This is a genomic window from Pseudomonas sp. P1_F7, assembly GCF_056405655.1.
Genome location: NZ_JBFUBR010000005.1, coordinates 380,501 through 396,167, shown reverse-complemented (window position 1 = coordinate 396,167; position 15,667 = coordinate 380,501). Strand labels below are relative to the sequence as shown.

16 protein-coding genes are annotated in these 15,667 nt (G+C 59.1%); 7 read left to right on the top strand and 9 right to left on the bottom strand.

Going from position 1 to position 15,667, the window contains the following annotated elements; genetic code table 11:
- Positions 1–7: 7 nt before the first annotated feature.
- Positions 8–1,303 carry a murein hydrolase activator EnvC family protein gene (locus tag AC1D1M_RS10185; protein ID WP_477775531.1) on the bottom strand — a complete coding sequence of 432 codons (1,296 nt, stop codon included), beginning with the start codon at positions 1,301–1,303 and terminating at the stop codon, positions 8–10.
- Between the two features lie 252 nt (positions 1,304–1,555).
- Positions 1,556–3,085 (bottom strand): 2,3-bisphosphoglycerate-independent phosphoglycerate mutase, encoded by a 1,530-nt coding sequence (gene gpmI / locus AC1D1M_RS10180; protein WP_477775530.1) that lies wholly within the window; start codon positions 3,083–3,085, stop codon positions 1,556–1,558.
- A 153-nt stretch (positions 3,086–3,238) separates the two neighbouring features.
- Between gpmI and AC1D1M_RS10175 the strand changes: the two genes are divergently transcribed.
- The 3 genes from AC1D1M_RS10175 to secB are packed head-to-tail and all read left to right on the top strand — an operon-like array spanning position 3,239 to position 4,450.
- The gene (locus AC1D1M_RS10175) at positions 3,239–3,652 is read left to right on the top strand and encodes a rhodanese-like domain-containing protein (protein ID WP_007989216.1); all 414 of its coding nucleotides are present in this window, start codon (positions 3,239–3,241) and stop codon (positions 3,650–3,652) included.
- 1 nt (position 3,653) lies between these two features.
- Positions 3,654–3,908 (top strand): glutaredoxin 3, encoded by a 255-nt coding sequence (grxC, locus tag AC1D1M_RS10170; protein ID WP_008047737.1) that lies wholly within the window; start codon positions 3,654–3,656, stop codon positions 3,906–3,908.
- Between the two features lie 56 nt (positions 3,909–3,964).
- A complete protein-coding gene (gene secB / locus AC1D1M_RS10165) occupies positions 3,965–4,450 on the top strand; it encodes a protein-export chaperone SecB (protein ID WP_057397192.1) in 486 nt (161 codons plus the stop codon).
- A gap of 116 nt (positions 4,451–4,566) precedes the next feature.
- Here secB and AC1D1M_RS10160 read toward each other — a convergent pair whose 3' ends face one another.
- The gene (locus AC1D1M_RS10160) at positions 4,567–5,022 is read right to left on the bottom strand and encodes a tRNA (cytidine(34)-2'-O)-methyltransferase (RefSeq protein WP_477775529.1); all 456 of its coding nucleotides are present in this window, start codon (positions 5,020–5,022) and stop codon (positions 4,567–4,569) included.
- On the opposite strand from AC1D1M_RS10160, the gene AC1D1M_RS10155 reads away from it, so the two are divergent.
- Positions 5,021–5,461, top strand: a complete 441-nt coding sequence (locus AC1D1M_RS10155; RefSeq protein ID WP_046040880.1) for a hypothetical protein — start codon at positions 5,021–5,023, stop codon at positions 5,459–5,461. The two genes, AC1D1M_RS10160 and AC1D1M_RS10155, sit on opposite strands and share 2 nt — an antisense overlap.
- Positions 5,462–5,954: 493 nt before the next feature.
- Here the strand turns inward: AC1D1M_RS10155 and ntrC are convergent, their stop codons facing one another.
- Both ntrC and glnL read right to left on the bottom strand, forming a co-directional pair.
- Complete coding sequence (gene ntrC, locus AC1D1M_RS10150; RefSeq protein WP_150811998.1) at positions 5,955–7,391, bottom strand: nitrogen regulation protein NR(I); 1,437 nt, start codon at positions 7,389–7,391, stop codon at positions 5,955–5,957.
- A complete protein-coding gene (gene glnL / locus AC1D1M_RS10145) occupies positions 7,388–8,473 on the bottom strand; it encodes a nitrogen regulation protein NR(II) (RefSeq protein WP_057712404.1) in 1,086 nt (361 codons plus the stop codon). Before glnL ends, ntrC begins: the two co-directional genes overlap by 4 nt.
- Before the next feature lie 23 nt (positions 8,474–8,496).
- On the opposite strand from glnL, the gene AC1D1M_RS10140 reads away from it, so the two are divergent.
- Positions 8,497–8,655 carry a hypothetical protein gene (locus AC1D1M_RS10140; protein WP_477775528.1) on the top strand — a complete coding sequence of 53 codons (159 nt, stop codon included), beginning with the start codon at positions 8,497–8,499 and terminating at the stop codon, positions 8,653–8,655.
- 48 nt (positions 8,656–8,703) lie between these two features.
- On the opposite strand, the gene AC1D1M_RS10135 is transcribed toward AC1D1M_RS10140, so the two are convergent.
- The 4 genes from AC1D1M_RS10135 to glnA all read right to left on the bottom strand — a co-directional run bounded on the left by AC1D1M_RS10135 (position 8,704) and on the right by glnA (position 11,869).
- Positions 8,704–9,324 carry a DUF4124 domain-containing protein gene (locus tag AC1D1M_RS10135; protein WP_477775527.1) on the bottom strand — a complete coding sequence of 207 codons (621 nt, stop codon included), beginning with the start codon at positions 9,322–9,324 and terminating at the stop codon, positions 8,704–8,706.
- On the bottom strand, positions 9,321–9,836 hold the full coding sequence (locus AC1D1M_RS10130) for a DUF4124 domain-containing protein (RefSeq protein WP_477775526.1): 516 nt from the start codon (positions 9,834–9,836) through the stop codon (positions 9,321–9,323). Before AC1D1M_RS10130 ends, AC1D1M_RS10135 begins: the two co-directional genes overlap by 4 nt.
- Positions 9,837–9,861: 25 nt before the next feature.
- Complete coding sequence (locus AC1D1M_RS10125) at positions 9,862–10,284, bottom strand: cupin domain-containing protein (RefSeq protein WP_477775525.1); 423 nt, start codon at positions 10,282–10,284, stop codon at positions 9,862–9,864.
- Positions 10,285–10,462: 178 nt separating this feature from the next.
- The gene (gene glnA, locus AC1D1M_RS10120) at positions 10,463–11,869 is read right to left on the bottom strand and encodes a type I glutamate--ammonia ligase (RefSeq protein ID WP_008002929.1); all 1,407 of its coding nucleotides are present in this window, start codon (positions 11,867–11,869) and stop codon (positions 10,463–10,465) included.
- Positions 11,870–12,197: 328 nt separating this feature from the next.
- Here glnA and thiI point away from each other — a divergent pair, with 328 nt between their 5' ends.
- Together thiI and typA are read left to right on the top strand one after the other, a co-directional pair.
- Positions 12,198–13,652 carry a tRNA uracil 4-sulfurtransferase ThiI gene (gene thiI, locus AC1D1M_RS10115; protein WP_477775524.1) on the top strand — a complete coding sequence of 485 codons (1,455 nt, stop codon included), beginning with the start codon at positions 12,198–12,200 and terminating at the stop codon, positions 13,650–13,652.
- Positions 13,653–13,791: 139 nt separating this feature from the next.
- On the top strand, positions 13,792–15,612 hold the full coding sequence (gene typA, locus AC1D1M_RS10110; RefSeq protein ID WP_046041316.1) for a translational GTPase TypA: 1,821 nt from the start codon (positions 13,792–13,794) through the stop codon (positions 15,610–15,612).
- Positions 15,613–15,667 lie beyond the last annotated feature (55 nt).

Below are 15,667 nucleotides of genomic sequence, written 5' to 3'. Positions count from 1 at the left end.
TCAACGCCTATCCTTGCGCGTGGCACCATTGCGCGGGGTCACTCGGGTGACCCAGCTGACGAATTGCGAAATACAGCGCTGGTGTGTCTTGCCCGCCACTGTTACCGACAGTGGAAATAGGCTCACCGGCTTTAACAACGTCACCCGCAGACTTGAGCAGCGTCTGGTTGTGACCGTACAGACTCAAATAACCATTGCCGTGGTCGAGAATCACCAGCAGCCCGGCGCCACGCAACCAGTCGGCGAACACCACGCGACCACCGTGTACGGCATGCACCGCACTGCCGGCAGACGCGCCGATCATCACGCCGTCCCACTTGGTCCGGGCATCGTCGCCACGGCTTTCACCGAAACGCGCCAGCAGTCGACCATCGACAGGCCAGGGAAGTTTGCCGCGGGTTGATGCAAACGGGCCGCCAAAGGTCTCGCCGGAACTGGAAACCAGTGCGCCTGGTGTCGATCTGACCGGTTTGCGTGGAGCGTCGTCGCTGGCATCCGCCTGCGCCTGGGCCTCACGTAAACGCTTTTTTTCGGCTTCCTGCTGGGCAATCAGCGCTTTTTGCCGCGCTTCTTCTGCCTCACGAGCCTGGCGTGCCAGGGTTTCTTCAATGGTTTTAAGGACTTTAGACAGGTCTGCCTGATCCTGCTCGCGCGCCGCCAGTTTCTGATCGCGAGCCTTTACGTCGTCATTGAGTTTGGCCAGGACTTGCTGGCGCTCCTGGCGGACTTTCTCGAGCTCGTCGCGCTGGGTGTCGAGGCTGCTTTGCTGCACAAGCAATTGCGCCTGCTGCATGGCGATGTCTTTCTCGACATTGGACAGTTGGCGCAGGGTTTCGTTGAAGTTCTTCAACTGTTCCAGGCGAGCCTGGCTCAGGTAGTCGTAATAGGTGAGGGTACGGGCGAATTTTTCCGGATTTTGCTGGTTGAGCAGCAGCTTGAGGTATTCCTGACGTCCGTTCTGGTAGGCCGCCCGGGCCTGCATGGCGATCAGTCGTTGCTGTTCAGTGCGCGCGCTCTGGAGTTTTTTTTTCTCTGCATCGAGGCGCTGTAGTTCGGCTTCGCTTTTCTTCAGCTCTTTTTGCAGGGCTTCGACCTGCTTCTCGAGCTTGCCCATTTCGGTTTCGGTGCCCTTGAGCTGTTTTTGCACACCGGACTTCTCTTCCTGCAGCTTGCCCAGCAGTTTCTTCAGCTCGGCAATGTCCTGACGCGTGGCGTCCAACTGTTGTTGGGTGTCTGCGCGCTCGTCAGCAAAGGCCGGTTGGAGCAGGCATGTCAGAGCTAGGGCTATCAGGACGCGAAGCATAGGGGCGGGCGGCACCAGGGAAAGGGACGGCCTAGTATGCCCGCCATGGGCGGCAAAAAAAATGCCCATTTCTGACTGTGTGATAACTGGAGCGAGCGGCAGACTGAATTCCATTTCGAAAACTCCATAAACCACTGTGGGAGCGAGCTTGCTCGCGATGGCGTCCGATCATTCAACATAGATGTTGGCTGTCAGATTGCTATCGCGAGCAGGCTCGCTCCCACAGGGTTTGGCGGTGTTTGAGCGGCCGGATTACACCAGAATCGAAGTCCCGGTCATTTCCGCCGGTTGCTCAAGGCCCAGCAGCTTCAGCATGGTCGGCGCCACGTCCGCCAGCACGCCGCCTTCGCGGACCTTCAGGTCGCGCTTGCCGACATAGATGAACGGTACCGGCTCGGTGGTGTGCGCAGTGTGCGCCTGGCCAGTGGTTGCATCGGACATTTGCTCGACGTTGCCATGGTCAGCGGTGATCAAGGCTTCGCCGCCGACCTTTTCCAGGGCATCGACGATGCGACCCACGCACAGGTCCAGGCATTCAACGGCCTTGACCGCCGCTTCGAATACGCCGCTGTGGCCGACCATGTCGCCGTTGGCGTAGTTGACCACGATCACGTCGTAACGCTGGTTTTCGATGGCGTCGACGATGCGGTCGGTGACTTCCGGTGCGCTCATTTCCGGCTGCAAGTCATAGGTGGCGACTTTCGGCGACGGAATCAGGATGCGTTCTTCGCCCGGGAACGGTTCTTCGCGGCCGCCGGAGAAGAAGAAGGTCACGTGGGCATATTTTTCGGTTTCGGCGATGCGCAGCTGGGTCTTGCCGTTTTTCGCCAGGTAGTCGCCCAGCACGTTTTCCAGGCTGCCGGCAGCGAAAGCCGACGGCGCAGGGATGCTGGCGGCGTATTGGGTCAGCATGACGAAACCGGCCAGTTTCGGCTGGCGGACACGCTCGAACTCACTGAAGTTGTCTTCGACGAACACGCGGGTCAGCTCGCGGGCGCGGTCGGCGCGGAAGTTCATGAACACCACGGCATCGCCGTCTTCGACTTTTACCGGCTCACCGATGGAGGTGGCTTTGACGAATTCGTCGCTCTCGCCACGTTCGTAGGCCGCTTGCAGGCCTTCCTGAGCGGTGGCGGCGTTGAATTCGCCCCGGCCATCGACAATCAGGTTGTAGGCCTGGGACACGCGGTCCCAACGGTTGTCGCGGTCCATGGCGTAGTAGCGGCCGATGATGCTGGCGATCCGGCCCTTGCCCAGGGCCTGGAAGGTCGCGTCGAGCAGTTCGATCGACGATTGCGCGCTTTTCGGCGGAGTATCGCGGCCGTCGAGGAACGCGTGCAGGTAGATGTTCTGAGCGCCGCGCTTGAAGGCCAGTTCCGCCATGGCGACCAAGTGATCCTGGTGGCTGTGTACGCCGCCATCGGATAGCAGGCCCATGAAGTGCACGGCTTTGCCGGCGGCGACGGCTTTGTCCACGGCGGCGCAGATGGTCGGGTTCTCGAAGAACTCGCCGTCGCGGATCGATTTGGTGACGCGAGTGAAGTCCTGATACACCACGCGGCCGGCGCCCAGGTTCATGTGGCCGACTTCGGAGTTGCCCATCTGGCCATCCGGCAGGCCGACGTCCATGCCGCTGCCCGAGATCAGGCCGTTCGGCACCGTGGCCCACAAACGGTCGAGTACGGGCTTCTTGGCCGCATAGATGGCATTGGATTCGGGGCTGTCACTGTGACCGAAGCCGTCGAGAATCATCAGGACCAAAGGTTTAGGCGTGGTAGTCATGGAATCCACTCGTGGCTGAGGTAAAAGGGGTAATGGAAAAAGGGAGTCGCAGTTTAAAGCGAAGTTCCGGCCGCGTCACCGCCGGACGGGGTTTGGCCCACCATAGTGGCTGTGTATACTGGCCGACATTTTAACGCCCTGGAACCTCCTTCGATGGTTGCTCACCTGATTGAATTCGCCACTAACCACTACATTCTCGTCGGTATCTTCGTCGTACTGCTGGCGTTGCTGATTGCCTATCAAATGCAGGGCGGCGGCCGCAGCCTGAGCACTGGCGAACTGACCGGCCTGGTCAACAAGGACGCCGGCGTTGTGGTCGACATTCGTCCGAGCAAGGATTTCGCCGCCGGTCACATTGTCGGTGCGGTTAACATTCCCCAGGACAAACTGGCCGCCCGCGTTGGTGAGTTGGAAAAGCACAAGGCCAAGACCATCATCCTGGTCGACGCCATGGGCCAGACCGCCGGCACCCACGCCCGCGAACTGATGAAATCCGGCTTCACCGCCGCCAAGCTGTCCGGCGGTATCTCCAGCTGGAAAGCCGACAATCTGCCGCTGGTGAAGTGATATGAGCAGCGTCGTCGTCTATTCCAGCGATTACTGCCCTTACTGCTCGCGAGCCAAGTACCTGCTCGAGAACAAAGGCGTGGCCTTCGAAGAGATCAAGGTCGATGGCAAGCCGCAGGTGCGCGCTGCGATGGCCCAGAAGGCCGGGCGTACGTCCGTACCGCAAATCTGGATCGGCAGCACCCACGTGGGCGGATGTGATGATCTCTTCGCTCTGGAGCGCGCCGGCAAGCTCGACGCGCTGCTCAGGGCCTGAAGACAATACCCCAAACAAGCAAACCTAAAAGAACCCTGGATCAAGAAGGATCTGCGATGACTGACCAACAGAACACTGCTGCGAACGAAGAAGAAACTGCACCGCAATTCTCCTTGCAGCGCATTTATGTGCGTGACCTGTCCTTCGAAGCTCCGAAAAGCCCGGCGATCTTCCGCCAGCAGTGGGAGCCGAGCGTCGCTCTGGATCTGAACACCCGTCAGAAGACGCTGGAAGCCGACTTCCACGAAGTCGTGCTGACCCTGTCGGTTACCGTGAAAAACGGTGACGAAGTGGCGTTCATCGCCGAAGTGCAACAGGCCGGGATCTTCCTGATCAAGAACCTGGACGACGCTTCGATGAGCCACACCCTGGGTGCGTTCTGCCCGAACATCCTGTTCCCGTACGCTCGCGAAACCCTGGACAGCCTGGTGACCCGCGGTTCGTTCCCGGCACTGATGCTGGCTCCGGTGAACTTCGATGCGCTGTACGCGCAAGAGCTGCAACGCATGCAGGCTGCTGGCGAGACGCCGACCGTTCAGTAAAAGCGTTTCAATACTGTGGGAGCGAGCTTGCTCGCGATGAGGTCACCAGCTTCAACATCAATGTTGACTGATGCACCGCCATCGCGAGCAAGCTCGCTCCCACATTTTTTTGGGTGTTATTTAAAGCCGTTTTGACGCCACGCTTCGTACACGGCCACCGCGACAGTGTTCGACAGATTCAGGCTGCGGCAGCCCTCGCGCATAGGCAGACGCAGGCGTTGCTCGCCAGGCAGGGCGTCCAGTACTTCGGCGGGCAAGCCCCGGCTTTCCGGGCCGAACAGGAACGCGTCGCCCGGAACGAAGCTGGCATCGTGGAACGGCCGCGAGCCCTTGGTGGTGAAGGCGAACAGTCGTGGATGGCCGAGGCTCTCCAGGCAGCTGGCGAGGTCCGCGTGGCGTTGCAGGGTGGCATACTCGTGGTAATCGAGGCCGGCCCGGCGCAGGCGCTTGTCGTCCATCTCGAAGCCCAGCGGTTCGATCAAATGCAGGTGGCAGCCACTGTTGGCGCACAGCCTGATAACGTTGCCGGTATTCGGCGGAATTTCTGGTTGGAAAAGGATGACGTGAAACATGCACGGCTCCGAAGGTAAAGATGACGCGCATTCTACGCCGCCAGAAGGCGTGCGTTCGAAACTATTCCTGCGGGTGATGGGCTCGCTGGCGATTGTCGGGGTGATGGTCGGGATGATGATCGGTCGCCTGACCACACCAGACCCCAGTCAGTTGCAGCAGGTGGAAGTGACGAACGACGGGCTGGTGGTGTGGTTCAACAATGAACCCAAGACCCACGGCGAGATGGTTGATGGCAGTGTCGCGCTGCTGTTTGGCGCCGAGGGCAAGGCGCAGAAAGGCCAGCTCAAGCTCGGTGGCAAGGACGTGAACTGGCGGGTGCGTTTGAGCGATGGGGGGTTGTTGCTGACGCTGGTGGCGGCCCGGCCCCTGCAGGGCGAATGGGCCGGTAGCGAGGTCGATGACCGCTGGCGGCTGGAGATCCATCTCCGAGAGCAATAAAAGAGGGAATCCCCGGCCTGCCTGTACCAAGGTTCCCGAAACGGGAGGCTCGTCGCGAATGCGGTGTGAGCCCGGTGTAAAGAGGGAACCCCTGACCTGCCTGTATCAAGGGCCCCAAAACTGCTGGGCTCGTCGCGGGTGCGGTGTGAGCCCGATGTAAAGAGGGGAATCCCCGGCCTGCCTGTACCAAGGTCCCCGAAACCGGGTAGGTGAACTGATTCACTTGAAAGGGTTATTGCAGGGGGCGTGCCAGGTTTTAACAGTTTGGAACAAAAAATCGCTTTGATGCGCTGAAAGCCCCGGGATTCGGGGCTTTCGTGTTTTTTTGAAAGGGATTCGGTTGCGAAAGCAGGCGGGGATTCGAAGCTGTTTTTGTGCGCGATTGCGGTTCACGGTGCATTGCGGCGGTGCATGGAACGTGGTTGTGTGTACGCCTGTAGGAGCTGCCGAAGGCTGCGATCTTTTCGCTTGCGACTAAACTCGAAAGCCAGATTTAGCCCTCATCCCCCTCATCCTCATCCCCGCCATCCACCTTCATCCCCAATTCCTTGATCTTGCGGGTCAGGGTGTTGCGCCCCCAGCCCAGCAAAACGGCGGCATCGCGGCGTCGACCGGCGGTGTGCTTGAGGGCGGTCTCGATCATGATCCGCTCGAAGGCCGGCACGGCGCTGTCGAGCAGGCTCGACTGACCACGGGCCAGCGCCTGATCAGCCCATTGGCGCAGGGCCTGTTCCCAGTTGGTCACGGGTGCCGAGTCCTGCGGCAGGCTCAGCAGCTCAGGCGGCAGGTCGCCGATGTGCACTTCGCGACCCGAAGCCATCACGGTGATCCAGCGGCAGGTGTTCTCCAGCTGCCGCACGTTGCCCGGCCACGGCAGGTTTTTCAGGTATTCCTCGGTTTCGCTTTTCAGCAGCTTAGGCTCGACTGCCAGCTCCTGAGCGGCGCGGCCGAGGAAGTGCTTGGCCAGGGTCGGGATGTCTTCGCGACGATCCGACAGGCGCGGGATATGGATGCGGATCACGTTGAGGCGATGGAACAAGTCCTCACGGAATTTCCCGGCGTGCACCAGGGTTTCCAGATTCTGGTGAGTCGCGGCAATGATGCGCACATCGACCTTCACCGGCACATGACCACCGACGCGGTAGAACTCGCCATCGGCCAGTACCCGCAGCAAGCGGGTCTGGGTGTCGGCGGGCATGTCACCGATTTCGTCGAGGAACAGCGTACCGCCATCGGCTTGTTCGAAACGCCCGCGACGCAGGTTGGCGGCGCCCGTGAACGCACCTTTCTCGTGGCCGAACAGTTCGGATTCCATCAGGTCTTTCGGGATCGCCGCCATGTTCAGTGCAATGAACGGCGAAGCGGCGCGCGGGCTGTGGCGATGCAGCGCGTGGGCCACCAGTTCTTTACCGGTACCCGATTCACCATTGATCAGCACGGTGATGTTGGAGTGGCTCAAGCGTCCGATGGCGCGAAAAACTTCCTGCATCGCCGGCGCTTCGCCGATGATTTCCGGGGTGCGGGTCAGGGTCGGGGCAACTTCCAGGCCCTGTTGTTCCTGAGCGTGCTGGTTGGCGCGCTTGACCAGGGAAACTGCCTCGTCGACATCGAACGGCTTGGGCAGGTACTCGAAAGCGCCGCCCTGATAGGACGCGACAGCGCTGTCCAGATCGGAATGAGCGGTCATGATGATCACTGGCAGCCGAGGGTGCTGCTCGCGAATCCGCGCCAGAAGCTCCAGGCCGCTGGCACCGGGCATGCGGATGTCGGAAATGATCACGTCCGGCTGCTGGCGCGCCAGACGGCTCATCACGCCATCGGCGCTGTCGAAGCTTTGCGTGGTCATGCCTTCCTGTTGCAGGGCTTTTTCCAGGACCCAACGGATAGAACGGTCGTCATCGACGATCCACACGGTTTCACTACGGCTCATGTCGATGTGGCTCCTTGTTCCAGTGGCAGAAAGATCGAGAAGGTGGTGTGGCCGGGGTGGCTGTCACATTCGATCAGGCCCTGGTGCTGGCTGATGATGTTCTGGGTAATGGCCAGGCCCAGCCCGGTACCGTCCGGACGACCGCTGACCATGGGGAAGAAAATGGTTTCCTGAAGTTCTGCCGGGATGCCCGGACCGTTGTCGATGATCTCGATCTTGGTTACCAGGCGATGGCGCACATGGCCGATGGTGAACTGGCGCATGGCGCGGGTGCGCAGGCTGATGCGACCCAGGCGCAGTTCATTCTGGCTGCTGATGGCCTGCATGGCGTTGCGCACGATGTTCAGGACCGCCTGAATCATTTGCTCGCGATCGATCAGGACGTCGGGGATGCTTGGGTCATAGTCACGCACCAAGGTGATGCAGCCCTGGCTTTCGGCCTCCACCAGATGGCAGACACGCTCAAGCACTTCGTGGACATTACACATGGCCAGCGACGGCAGCTTGTTGGAGCCGAGCATGCGGTCCACCAGGTTACGCAAGCGGTCGGCTTCTTCGATGATGACGTTGGTGTAGTCGCGCAGGCTTTCTTCCGGCAGTTCCCGGGCCAGCAATTGTGCCGCGCCGCGAATCCCACCCAAGGGGTTCTTGATTTCATGGGCAAGGCCGCGCACCAGCATCTTGCTGGTTTCCTGCTTCGACAGCTGCGCTTCTTCCTTGGTGATCCGCAGCAGGCGGTCGCGGGGGTGGACTTCGAGCAGCAGCATCGTGTCGCCGTTGCTCAGAATCGGCGTGACCGCGTAGTCGACGGTCAGGGTCTGGCCGGTGAGGGCGGTGAGCATGGCTTCGCGCTTGGTGAACGGGTGAGCTTGTTCGACGGCCTGGCGCAACGAGTTCAGCGCCTCGGTCGATTCGGTAAACAACTCACTGATGAACTGCCCATGGCTGCGCTGACCGCTGATGGCCAGCAGCATCTCCGCTGCCGGGTTCATGTACTCGAGGCGCAGTTCGGCGTCGAGCAGGATGGTGGCAGTGGTGAGGTTGTCGAGTAGCAAACGGTGGAGTGCGTCGCTAATGGTCATCAGGACCTCTTTTAGGGCAGAGCATGCGCAAGAAAAAAACGCTGGTACGGGCAAAATGCAAAAACCAAACCAAGGCTCCGAAAAGAAGCGTTCAGCGCCTGAAACAGGCGTTTGACGCTCGTTTGCGTGGCGTTCTGCCAGCTTTTGCGGGTACTTTCGAACCAAAATGGGTTGGAATGTGAGTGCGGTGCAAGCAGTTGCACCAATATAGTGCGCAAACCTGAGCGAGGTTAGAAAAGTCGCAGGAAAGGATTTTTTTCTTCGGCGGGTTTGTCGCTGAGCGGGCATTCCGGCCGCTGGCCGTAGTCTTCGAGAGTGCAGGGTTTGATCCTGCGCTTCTGGGCGAGAGACGTGCGCTGCATGTGGAAAGGTTGGCTGGCGGTGCGTTCGACGATGCGACCCTGTTCGTCGAGGATTTCCACGGACAGGGTATGGCTGCCGCGATTGATGTTGCTCAAGGCGAACACCGGGCTCAGGCCGGGTTCGGCGGTGGGGTGGCCGTCGAGCAGCAACCGGTAGCGGTGACCGGGCTGCAGGGCAGGTTCGTTGGTGGCGCTGACGATGACTTCGCCGCTGTTGCTGCGGATGGTTGCGTCGGGTTCCGGGATCAGGATGCGCAGCACCTCATAGTGGAACAACGCTTGTACTTCGGGACTGCTCTGGGCGATCAACGGCGCTGCACTGGTGGGGTTGGCCGCCATTCGATTGGTCGTTGTCAGCGGTACACGCCTGGCGTCACCGGGTTTGGGCTGGTCGGTGAAAACCCGATTGCCCTGGGCGTCGACATACATGAAGACCTCTGCCGAGGCGGGCAGGACGACCAGGCAGGCGATCAGTAGCCAGGCCTTCAAGGCTTGTGCACTCGCTGTACGGTGAATGTCACCGCGGGGCTCTGCTGCACAACATTTTCGCCATCGATCACTTGCACGGCGAGGCGATGTTCGCCTCGATCGATGTTCACCAGTTGCAGGGTCGGCACGTTGCCTGGCTGGCCGTAGGGCTGGCCGTCCAGCAGCAGACGCAGCAGGTGGGGCCCTTGCAGGCGCGGCTTGATCAGTACGTTTATCGTGAAGGTGCCATTGTTGGCGCGTAACGCTTCTGTGGTGGGCAGGCCGGTGAGTTCCAGTTTTTCGTAGGCACTGTGGATTGGCTCGGGGTTATTGCCGGCCAGAGGTTGTGCAGGAGCGCTGGGCGGTTGGCGTTCGATGCTGTTGAGCGGCGGCAAATCAACCGCCCGGGCTTCAACACCAGCGGGCGGTTGATTGCTGTAGGCGGTATTACCGGCGGCATCGGTGTATTTGTAGATTTGGGCCATCACGGGAAAATTGAAGGACAGCAGTAGAAGTAATAACAGTGGCCGCATTCGGACTCCCTGTGTGAAGCAAAGACTACTCCGCCAATGGAATACCCTCGCTGCCAGCATAGAACACAACAAGTTCTACCGGTTCATCGCCGGTGACTCCGCGATGAGTGATATTGACCATTTCGGCCAGCGCTTCGCCTTGTTTGATGCGTCTGGTCTGGCCGCTGTTCCTGTCTTCGACGGTTAGCTCGCCGGAGAGGATGTAAGCCGCGTTGGGAATCGGATGGGTGTGCCAGGGGAGTTTGCTATTGGCAGGGATCGTGAGTTTGAGCACTGTCAGTTCGGGCGCGGCATCCGGGTAGCGAATGTAAGGTGTGCTATCCCACGACTTGCTGCTTTGAAGCAGGATTTCCCGTTTGATTTCTGTCGATGGGGGTTTTGTGGTGCAGCCTAGAAGGGCGAGGGCGGTGAGAGCGGCCAGTAGCGTCTTGAGTGGGAAAGTTTTCATCATTCCATCCGTTGATTGCAGGTAGTGAACAGGCTACGAGTCATTCAAGTTGGTTGATGCCGGACGATGCTGTGTGTGCCCGAGGAGATGTCGGGTTTCATTGTCGGAAGTTGCCCACAAAAAAGGCCTCCCGAAGGAGGCCTCTTTTTGTCACGCCGCTTGCGCAGGCGCTACCGGATTAGCAGCTGTAGTACAGCTCGTATTCCAGTGGGTGTACGAAGGTACGTACCTTGATTTCTTCTTCGCTTTTCAGGGCGATGTAAGCGTCGATGAAGTCGTCGCTGAAAACGCCGCCTTTGGTCAGGAACGCACGACCTTTGTCCAGCTCTTCCAGGGCTTCTTTCAGGCTGCCGCAAACTTGTGGGATCTCTTTGGCCTCTTCAGGCGGCAGGTCGTACAGGTTTTTGTCAGCGGCGTCGCCAGGGTGGATCTTGTTCTGGATGCCGTCCAGGCCAGCCATCAGCAGTGCGGCGAAGCATAGGTATGGGTTGGCAGCCGGATCCGGGAAGCGTGCTTCGATACGGCGGGCTTTCGGGCTCGACACGTAAGGAATACGGATCGAAGCGGAACGGTTGCGAGCCGAGTAGGCCAGCATCACTGGAGCTTCGAAGCCTGGAACCAGACGCTTGTAGGAGTTGGTTGCCGGGTTGGTGAAGCCGTTCAGGGCCTTACCGTGCTTGATGATGCCGCCGATGAAGTACAGGGCGGTGTCGGACAGGCCGGCATAGCCTTCGCCTGCGAAGGTGTTCTTGCCATCTTTCCAGATGGACATGTGTACGTGCATACCCGAGCCGTTGTCGCCGTACAGAGGCTTAGGCATGAAGGTCGCGGTACGGCCGTAGGCATCGGCAACGTTGTGCACGACGTACTTCAGGGTTTGGGTTTCGTCGGCTTTCTTCACCAGGGTGTTGAACTTGACGCCGATTTCGTTCTGGCCGGCAGTCGCCACTTCGTGGTGGTGAACTTCGACGGTCAGGCCCATTTCTTCCAGTGCGTTGCACATGGAGGTACGGATTTCGTGGTCGTGGTCGAACGGCGGAACCGGGAAGTAGCCGCCTTTGACGCCTGGACGGTGGCCTTTGTTGCCGCCTTCGATGTCCTGGTCGGACATCCACGAACCTTGTTCAGAGTAGATCTTGAACATGGAACCGGAAATGTCGGACTTGAACTTCACCTGGTCGAAGATGAAGAACTCTGGCTCTGGACCGGCGTATACGGTGTCACCGATAGCGGTGGCTTTCAGGTGCTCTTCGGCGCGCTTGGCGATCGCACGTGGGTCGCGGTCGTAGCCTTGCATGCTCGAAGGTTCGATGATGTCGCAGACCAGGATCAGGGTCGGTTCTTCGGTGAACGGATCCAGAACAGCGGTGGAGTCGTCCGGCATCAGGATCATGTCGGAGGCTTCGATGCCTTTCCAGCCAGCGATGGAGGAACCGTCGAACATTTTGCCGACTTCGAAGAAGTCGTCATCCAGCGCATCGCGAGCCGGCATGGTCACGTGGTGCTGAGTGCCTTTGGTGTCCGTGAAGCGCAGATCAATCCACTTGACGTCATGATCTTTGATGAGTTGAACCGACTTCGACATAGTGTCCTCCGGGTGGCTTCGGGCTAGTAGTGGATGCCCTTAAATGTGGGTGATGCCGGYGCGAATACTCTGCCAAGGCAACCTGCCTCACAAGGGAGCAAATTGCATGCCAGTGCCCCACCATGGGTTTTTTGCCCCAATTTCACGCCTGTCAGGCGGAAAAGTACCTTAAAGCGGAAAATGCCGCCCTACAATGTGGCGTTATTTTCAATAAATGACCTGTTTTGGTGCGCGCAAAACCTTCTGCACATTAACTGGTTAAACCTTGAGCAATTTCCGCTATAATCCGCGCCCCCCTTTTTCGGCAGGCCATGCGCGCGCTGTTTCCATGAAATTAATCGTAAAAGTCTTCCCCGAGATCACCATCAAGAGCCGCCCGGTACGGATGCGTTTCATCCGTCAATTGGCCAAGAACATCCGTGCCGTGCTCCGCGATCTGGACCCGGCCGTGGTGGTGAACGGCGTGTGGGACAACCTCGAGCTGGAAACCCGCGTCAGCGACCCCAAGGCCTTGAAGGAGATGGGCGAGCGCCTGAGCTGCATGCCGGGCATCGCGCATTTCCTGCAGATTGATGAATACCCGCTGGGCGATTTCGACGACATCGTTGAAAAGTGCAAGCAGCACTACGGTGATGCACTGGCCGGGAAGATTTTCTCGGTGCGTTGCAAGCGCGCCGGCAAGCACCCATTCAGCTCGATAGATATTGAGAAGTATGTCGGCAGCCAGTTGCGCCGTCAGTGTGGTGCCGCCGGGATCGACCTGAAAAAGCCGGAAATCGAAGTCCGGATCGAAGTTCGCGACCAACGGTTGTTTGTGATCCACAGCCAGCACAACGGCATCGGCGGATATCCGCTGGGTGCCCTGGAGCAGACCCTGGTGCTGATGTCCGGTGGCTTCGACTCCACCGTGGCGGCCTATCAGATCATGCGCCGCGGCCTGATGGCGCATTTCTGCTTCTTCAATCTGGGCGGGCGTGCCCACGAACTGGGCGTCATGGAAGTCGCGCATTTCATCTGGAAGAAGTACGGCAGCTCCCAACGCGTGCTATTTGTCAGTGTGCCGTTCGAAGAAGTGCTGGGTGAAATTCTCGGCAAAGTCGATAACAGTCATATGGGCGTAGTATTGAAGCGTATGATGTTGCGCGCTTCGTCCCAAATTGCCGATCGACTGCACATCGACGCACTGGTCACCGGTGAGGCGATCTCCCAGGTGTCGAGCCAGACGTTGCCGAACCTGAGCGTGATCGACTGCGTGACCGACAAGCTGGTGTTGCGTCCGCTGATCGCCAGCCACAAGCAGGACATCATCGACCTGGCCAACGAAATCGGTACCGCCGATTTCGCCCGGCACATGCCGGAGTACTGCGGCGTCATCTCGGTCAATCCGAAGACAGCAGCCAAGCGCTATCGCGTCGAGCATGAAGAGAAAGAATTCGATATGGCGGTACTCGAGCGTGCGCTCGAAAACGCCAAGCTGGTGCCGATCGATCGCGTGATCGACGAATTGGGCCAGGACTTGCAGATTGAAGAAGTCAGTGAAGCGCTGGCCGGTCAGATCGTCATCGACATCCGCCACCCGGATGCCGCTGAAGACGACCCGCTGGACCTCGCTGGCATCGAGGTACAAACGATGCCGTTTTATGCAGTGAACGCTCGTTTCAAGGAACTGGACCCTACTCGCCAGTACCTGCTGTATTGCGACAAAGGCGTGATGAGTCGCCTGCATGCCCACCATTTGCTCAGTGAGGGGCATGCCAATGTGCGCGTTTATCGACCGAGCTAAGTGCCCGGGGCTGTTTGCCTGTGGCCTGCGTCACCGGCCCCCCGATGCCACCGTAAAGCTGTAACGGCTTTCACGGACGCTACTGTTAATCGCTGCCAAGACTTGTCAGCACACCGAATCCTCTGATCGAGATACACAAGTGATCGAAAATCTACGCAACATCGCCATCATTGCCCACGTTGACCATGGTAAGACCACCCTGGTAGACAAACTCCTGCGTCAATCCGGCACCCTGGAGCGCAACGAGCTCAACGACGAGCGCGTGATGGACTCCAACGACCAGGAAAAAGAGCGCGGTATTACCATTCTGGCGAAAAACACCGCCATCAACTGGAACGGCTACCACATCAACATCGTGGACACCCCGGGCCACGCCGACTTCGGCGGCGAAGTTGAACGCGTAATGTCGATGGTCGACTCTGTTCTGCTGCTGGTTGACGCTCAAGACGGCCCTATGCCGCAAACCCGTTTCGTGACCAAGAAGGCTTTCGAAGCCGGCCTGCGTCCAATCGTGGTCATCAACAAGGTTGACCGTCCAGGCGCGCGTCCGGACTGGGTTCTGGACCAGATCTTCGACCTGTTCGACAACCTGGGTGCTACCGAAGAACAGCTGGACTTCAAAGTCGTCTACGCCTCGGCCCTGAACGGTATTGCCGGTCTGGACCACACTGAAATGGCTGAAGACATGACCCCGCTGTACCAGTCGATCGTCGACAACGTACCAGCGCCGAAAGTCGACCGTGACGGTCCGTTCCAGATGCAGATCTCCGCACTGGACTACAACAGCTTCCTGGGTGTGATCGGCGTTGGCCGTATCGCTCGCGGTCGCGTCAAGCCGAACACTCCGGTCGTGGCTATCGACGCTGACGGCAAGAAGCGCAACGGTCGTATCCTGAAGCTGATGGGTCACCACGGCCTGCACCGCATTGACGTTGAAGAAGCTTTGGCTGGCGACATCGTCTGCATCAGTGGCTTCGACCAGCTGTTCATCTCCGACACCCTGTGCGACCCACTGAACGTCGAAGCGATGAAGCCGCTGACCGTTGACGAACCAACCGTTTCCATGACCTTCCAGGTAAACGACTCGCCTTTCTGCGGTAAAGAAGGCAAGTTCGTGACCAGCCGTAACATCAAGGAACGTCTGGACAAGGAGCTGCTGTTCAACGTTGCTCTGCGCGTTGAAGAAGGCGACACCGCCGACAAGTTCAAAGTCTCCGGCCGTGGTGAGCTGCACCTCTCGGTACTGATCGAAACCATGCGTCGCGAAGGCTTCGAAATGGGTGTTGGTCGTCCGGAAGTGATCATCCGTATGGTTGATGGCGTCAAGCACGAACCGTACGAAAACGTGACCATCGACCTGCCGGAAGAATCCCAGGGCGCGATCATGGAACAGATCGGTATCCGTAAAGGCGACCTGACCAACATGGTTCCGGATGGCAAGGGCCGTGTGCGCCTTGAGTACAACATCCCGGCCCGTGGTCTGATCGGTTTCCGTAACGAGTTCCTGACCCTGACCTCCGGTGCAGGCATCCTGACCTCGATCTTCGACCGTTACGACACCATGAAGTCCGGTGACATGTCCGGCCGTCAGAACGGCGTGCTGGTATCGGTTGCTACCGGTAAGGCACTGACCTACTCGCTGGAAACCCTGCAGTCGCGTGGCAAGCTGTTCATCGAACACGGCCAGGACATCTATGAAGGTCAAATCGTTGGTCTGAACAGCCGCGACAACGACCTGGGTGTTAACCCAACCAAAGGCAAGAAGCTCGACAACATGCGTGCTTCGGGTAAAGACGAAACCATCGCTCTGGTTCCGCCTGTACGCTTCACTCTGGAGCAAGCTCTGGAATTCGTACAAGAAGACGAGCTGTGTGAAGTCACGCCTAAGTCCATCCGTCTTCGCAAGAAGATCCTGGGCGAAAGCGAGCGTACCCGCGCTGCCAAGAAGTCCGGTAACTAAGTCATTTAGTTAGCTGACAAAAAAAACGCCCCCGGTCGAAAGGCCGGGGGCGTTT

Coding starts and splice junctions, on each gene's coding strand:
- AC1D1M_RS10185 (WP_477775531.1), bottom strand. CDS start 1,303: ATGCTTCGCGTCCTGATAGCCCTAGCTCTGACATGCCTGCTCCAACCG.
- gpmI (WP_477775530.1), bottom strand. CDS start 3,085: ATGACTACCACGCCTAAACCTTTGGTCCTGATGATTCTCGACGGCTTC.
- AC1D1M_RS10175 (WP_007989216.1), top strand. CDS start 3,239: ATGGTTGCTCACCTGATTGAATTCGCCACTAACCACTACATTCTCGTC.
- grxC (WP_008047737.1), top strand. CDS start 3,654: ATGAGCAGCGTCGTCGTCTATTCCAGCGATTACTGCCCTTACTGCTCG.
- secB (WP_057397192.1), top strand. CDS start 3,965: ATGACTGACCAACAGAACACTGCTGCGAACGAAGAAGAAACTGCACCG.
- AC1D1M_RS10155 (WP_046040880.1), top strand. CDS start 5,021: ATGCACGGCTCCGAAGGTAAAGATGACGCGCATTCTACGCCGCCAGAA.
- AC1D1M_RS10160 (WP_477775529.1), bottom strand. CDS start 5,022: ATGTTTCACGTCATCCTTTTCCAACCAGAAATTCCGCCGAATACCGGC.
- ntrC (WP_150811998.1), bottom strand. CDS start 7,391: ATGAGCCGTAGTGAAACCGTGTGGATCGTCGATGACGACCGTTCTATC.
- glnL (WP_057712404.1), bottom strand. CDS start 8,473: ATGACCATTAGCGACGCACTCCACCGTTTGCTACTCGACAACCTCACC.
- AC1D1M_RS10140 (WP_477775528.1), top strand. CDS start 8,497: ATGCGCAAGAAAAAAACGCTGGTACGGGCAAAATGCAAAAACCAAACC.
- AC1D1M_RS10130 (WP_477775526.1), bottom strand. CDS start 9,836: ATGCGGCCACTGTTATTACTTCTACTGCTGTCCTTCAATTTTCCCGTG.
- AC1D1M_RS10125 (WP_477775525.1), bottom strand. CDS start 10,284: ATGAAAACTTTCCCACTCAAGACGCTACTGGCCGCTCTCACCGCCCTC.
- glnA (WP_008002929.1), bottom strand. CDS start 11,869: ATGTCGAAGTCGGTTCAACTCATCAAAGATCATGACGTCAAGTGGATT.
- thiI (WP_477775524.1), top strand. CDS start 12,198: ATGAAATTAATCGTAAAAGTCTTCCCCGAGATCACCATCAAGAGCCGC.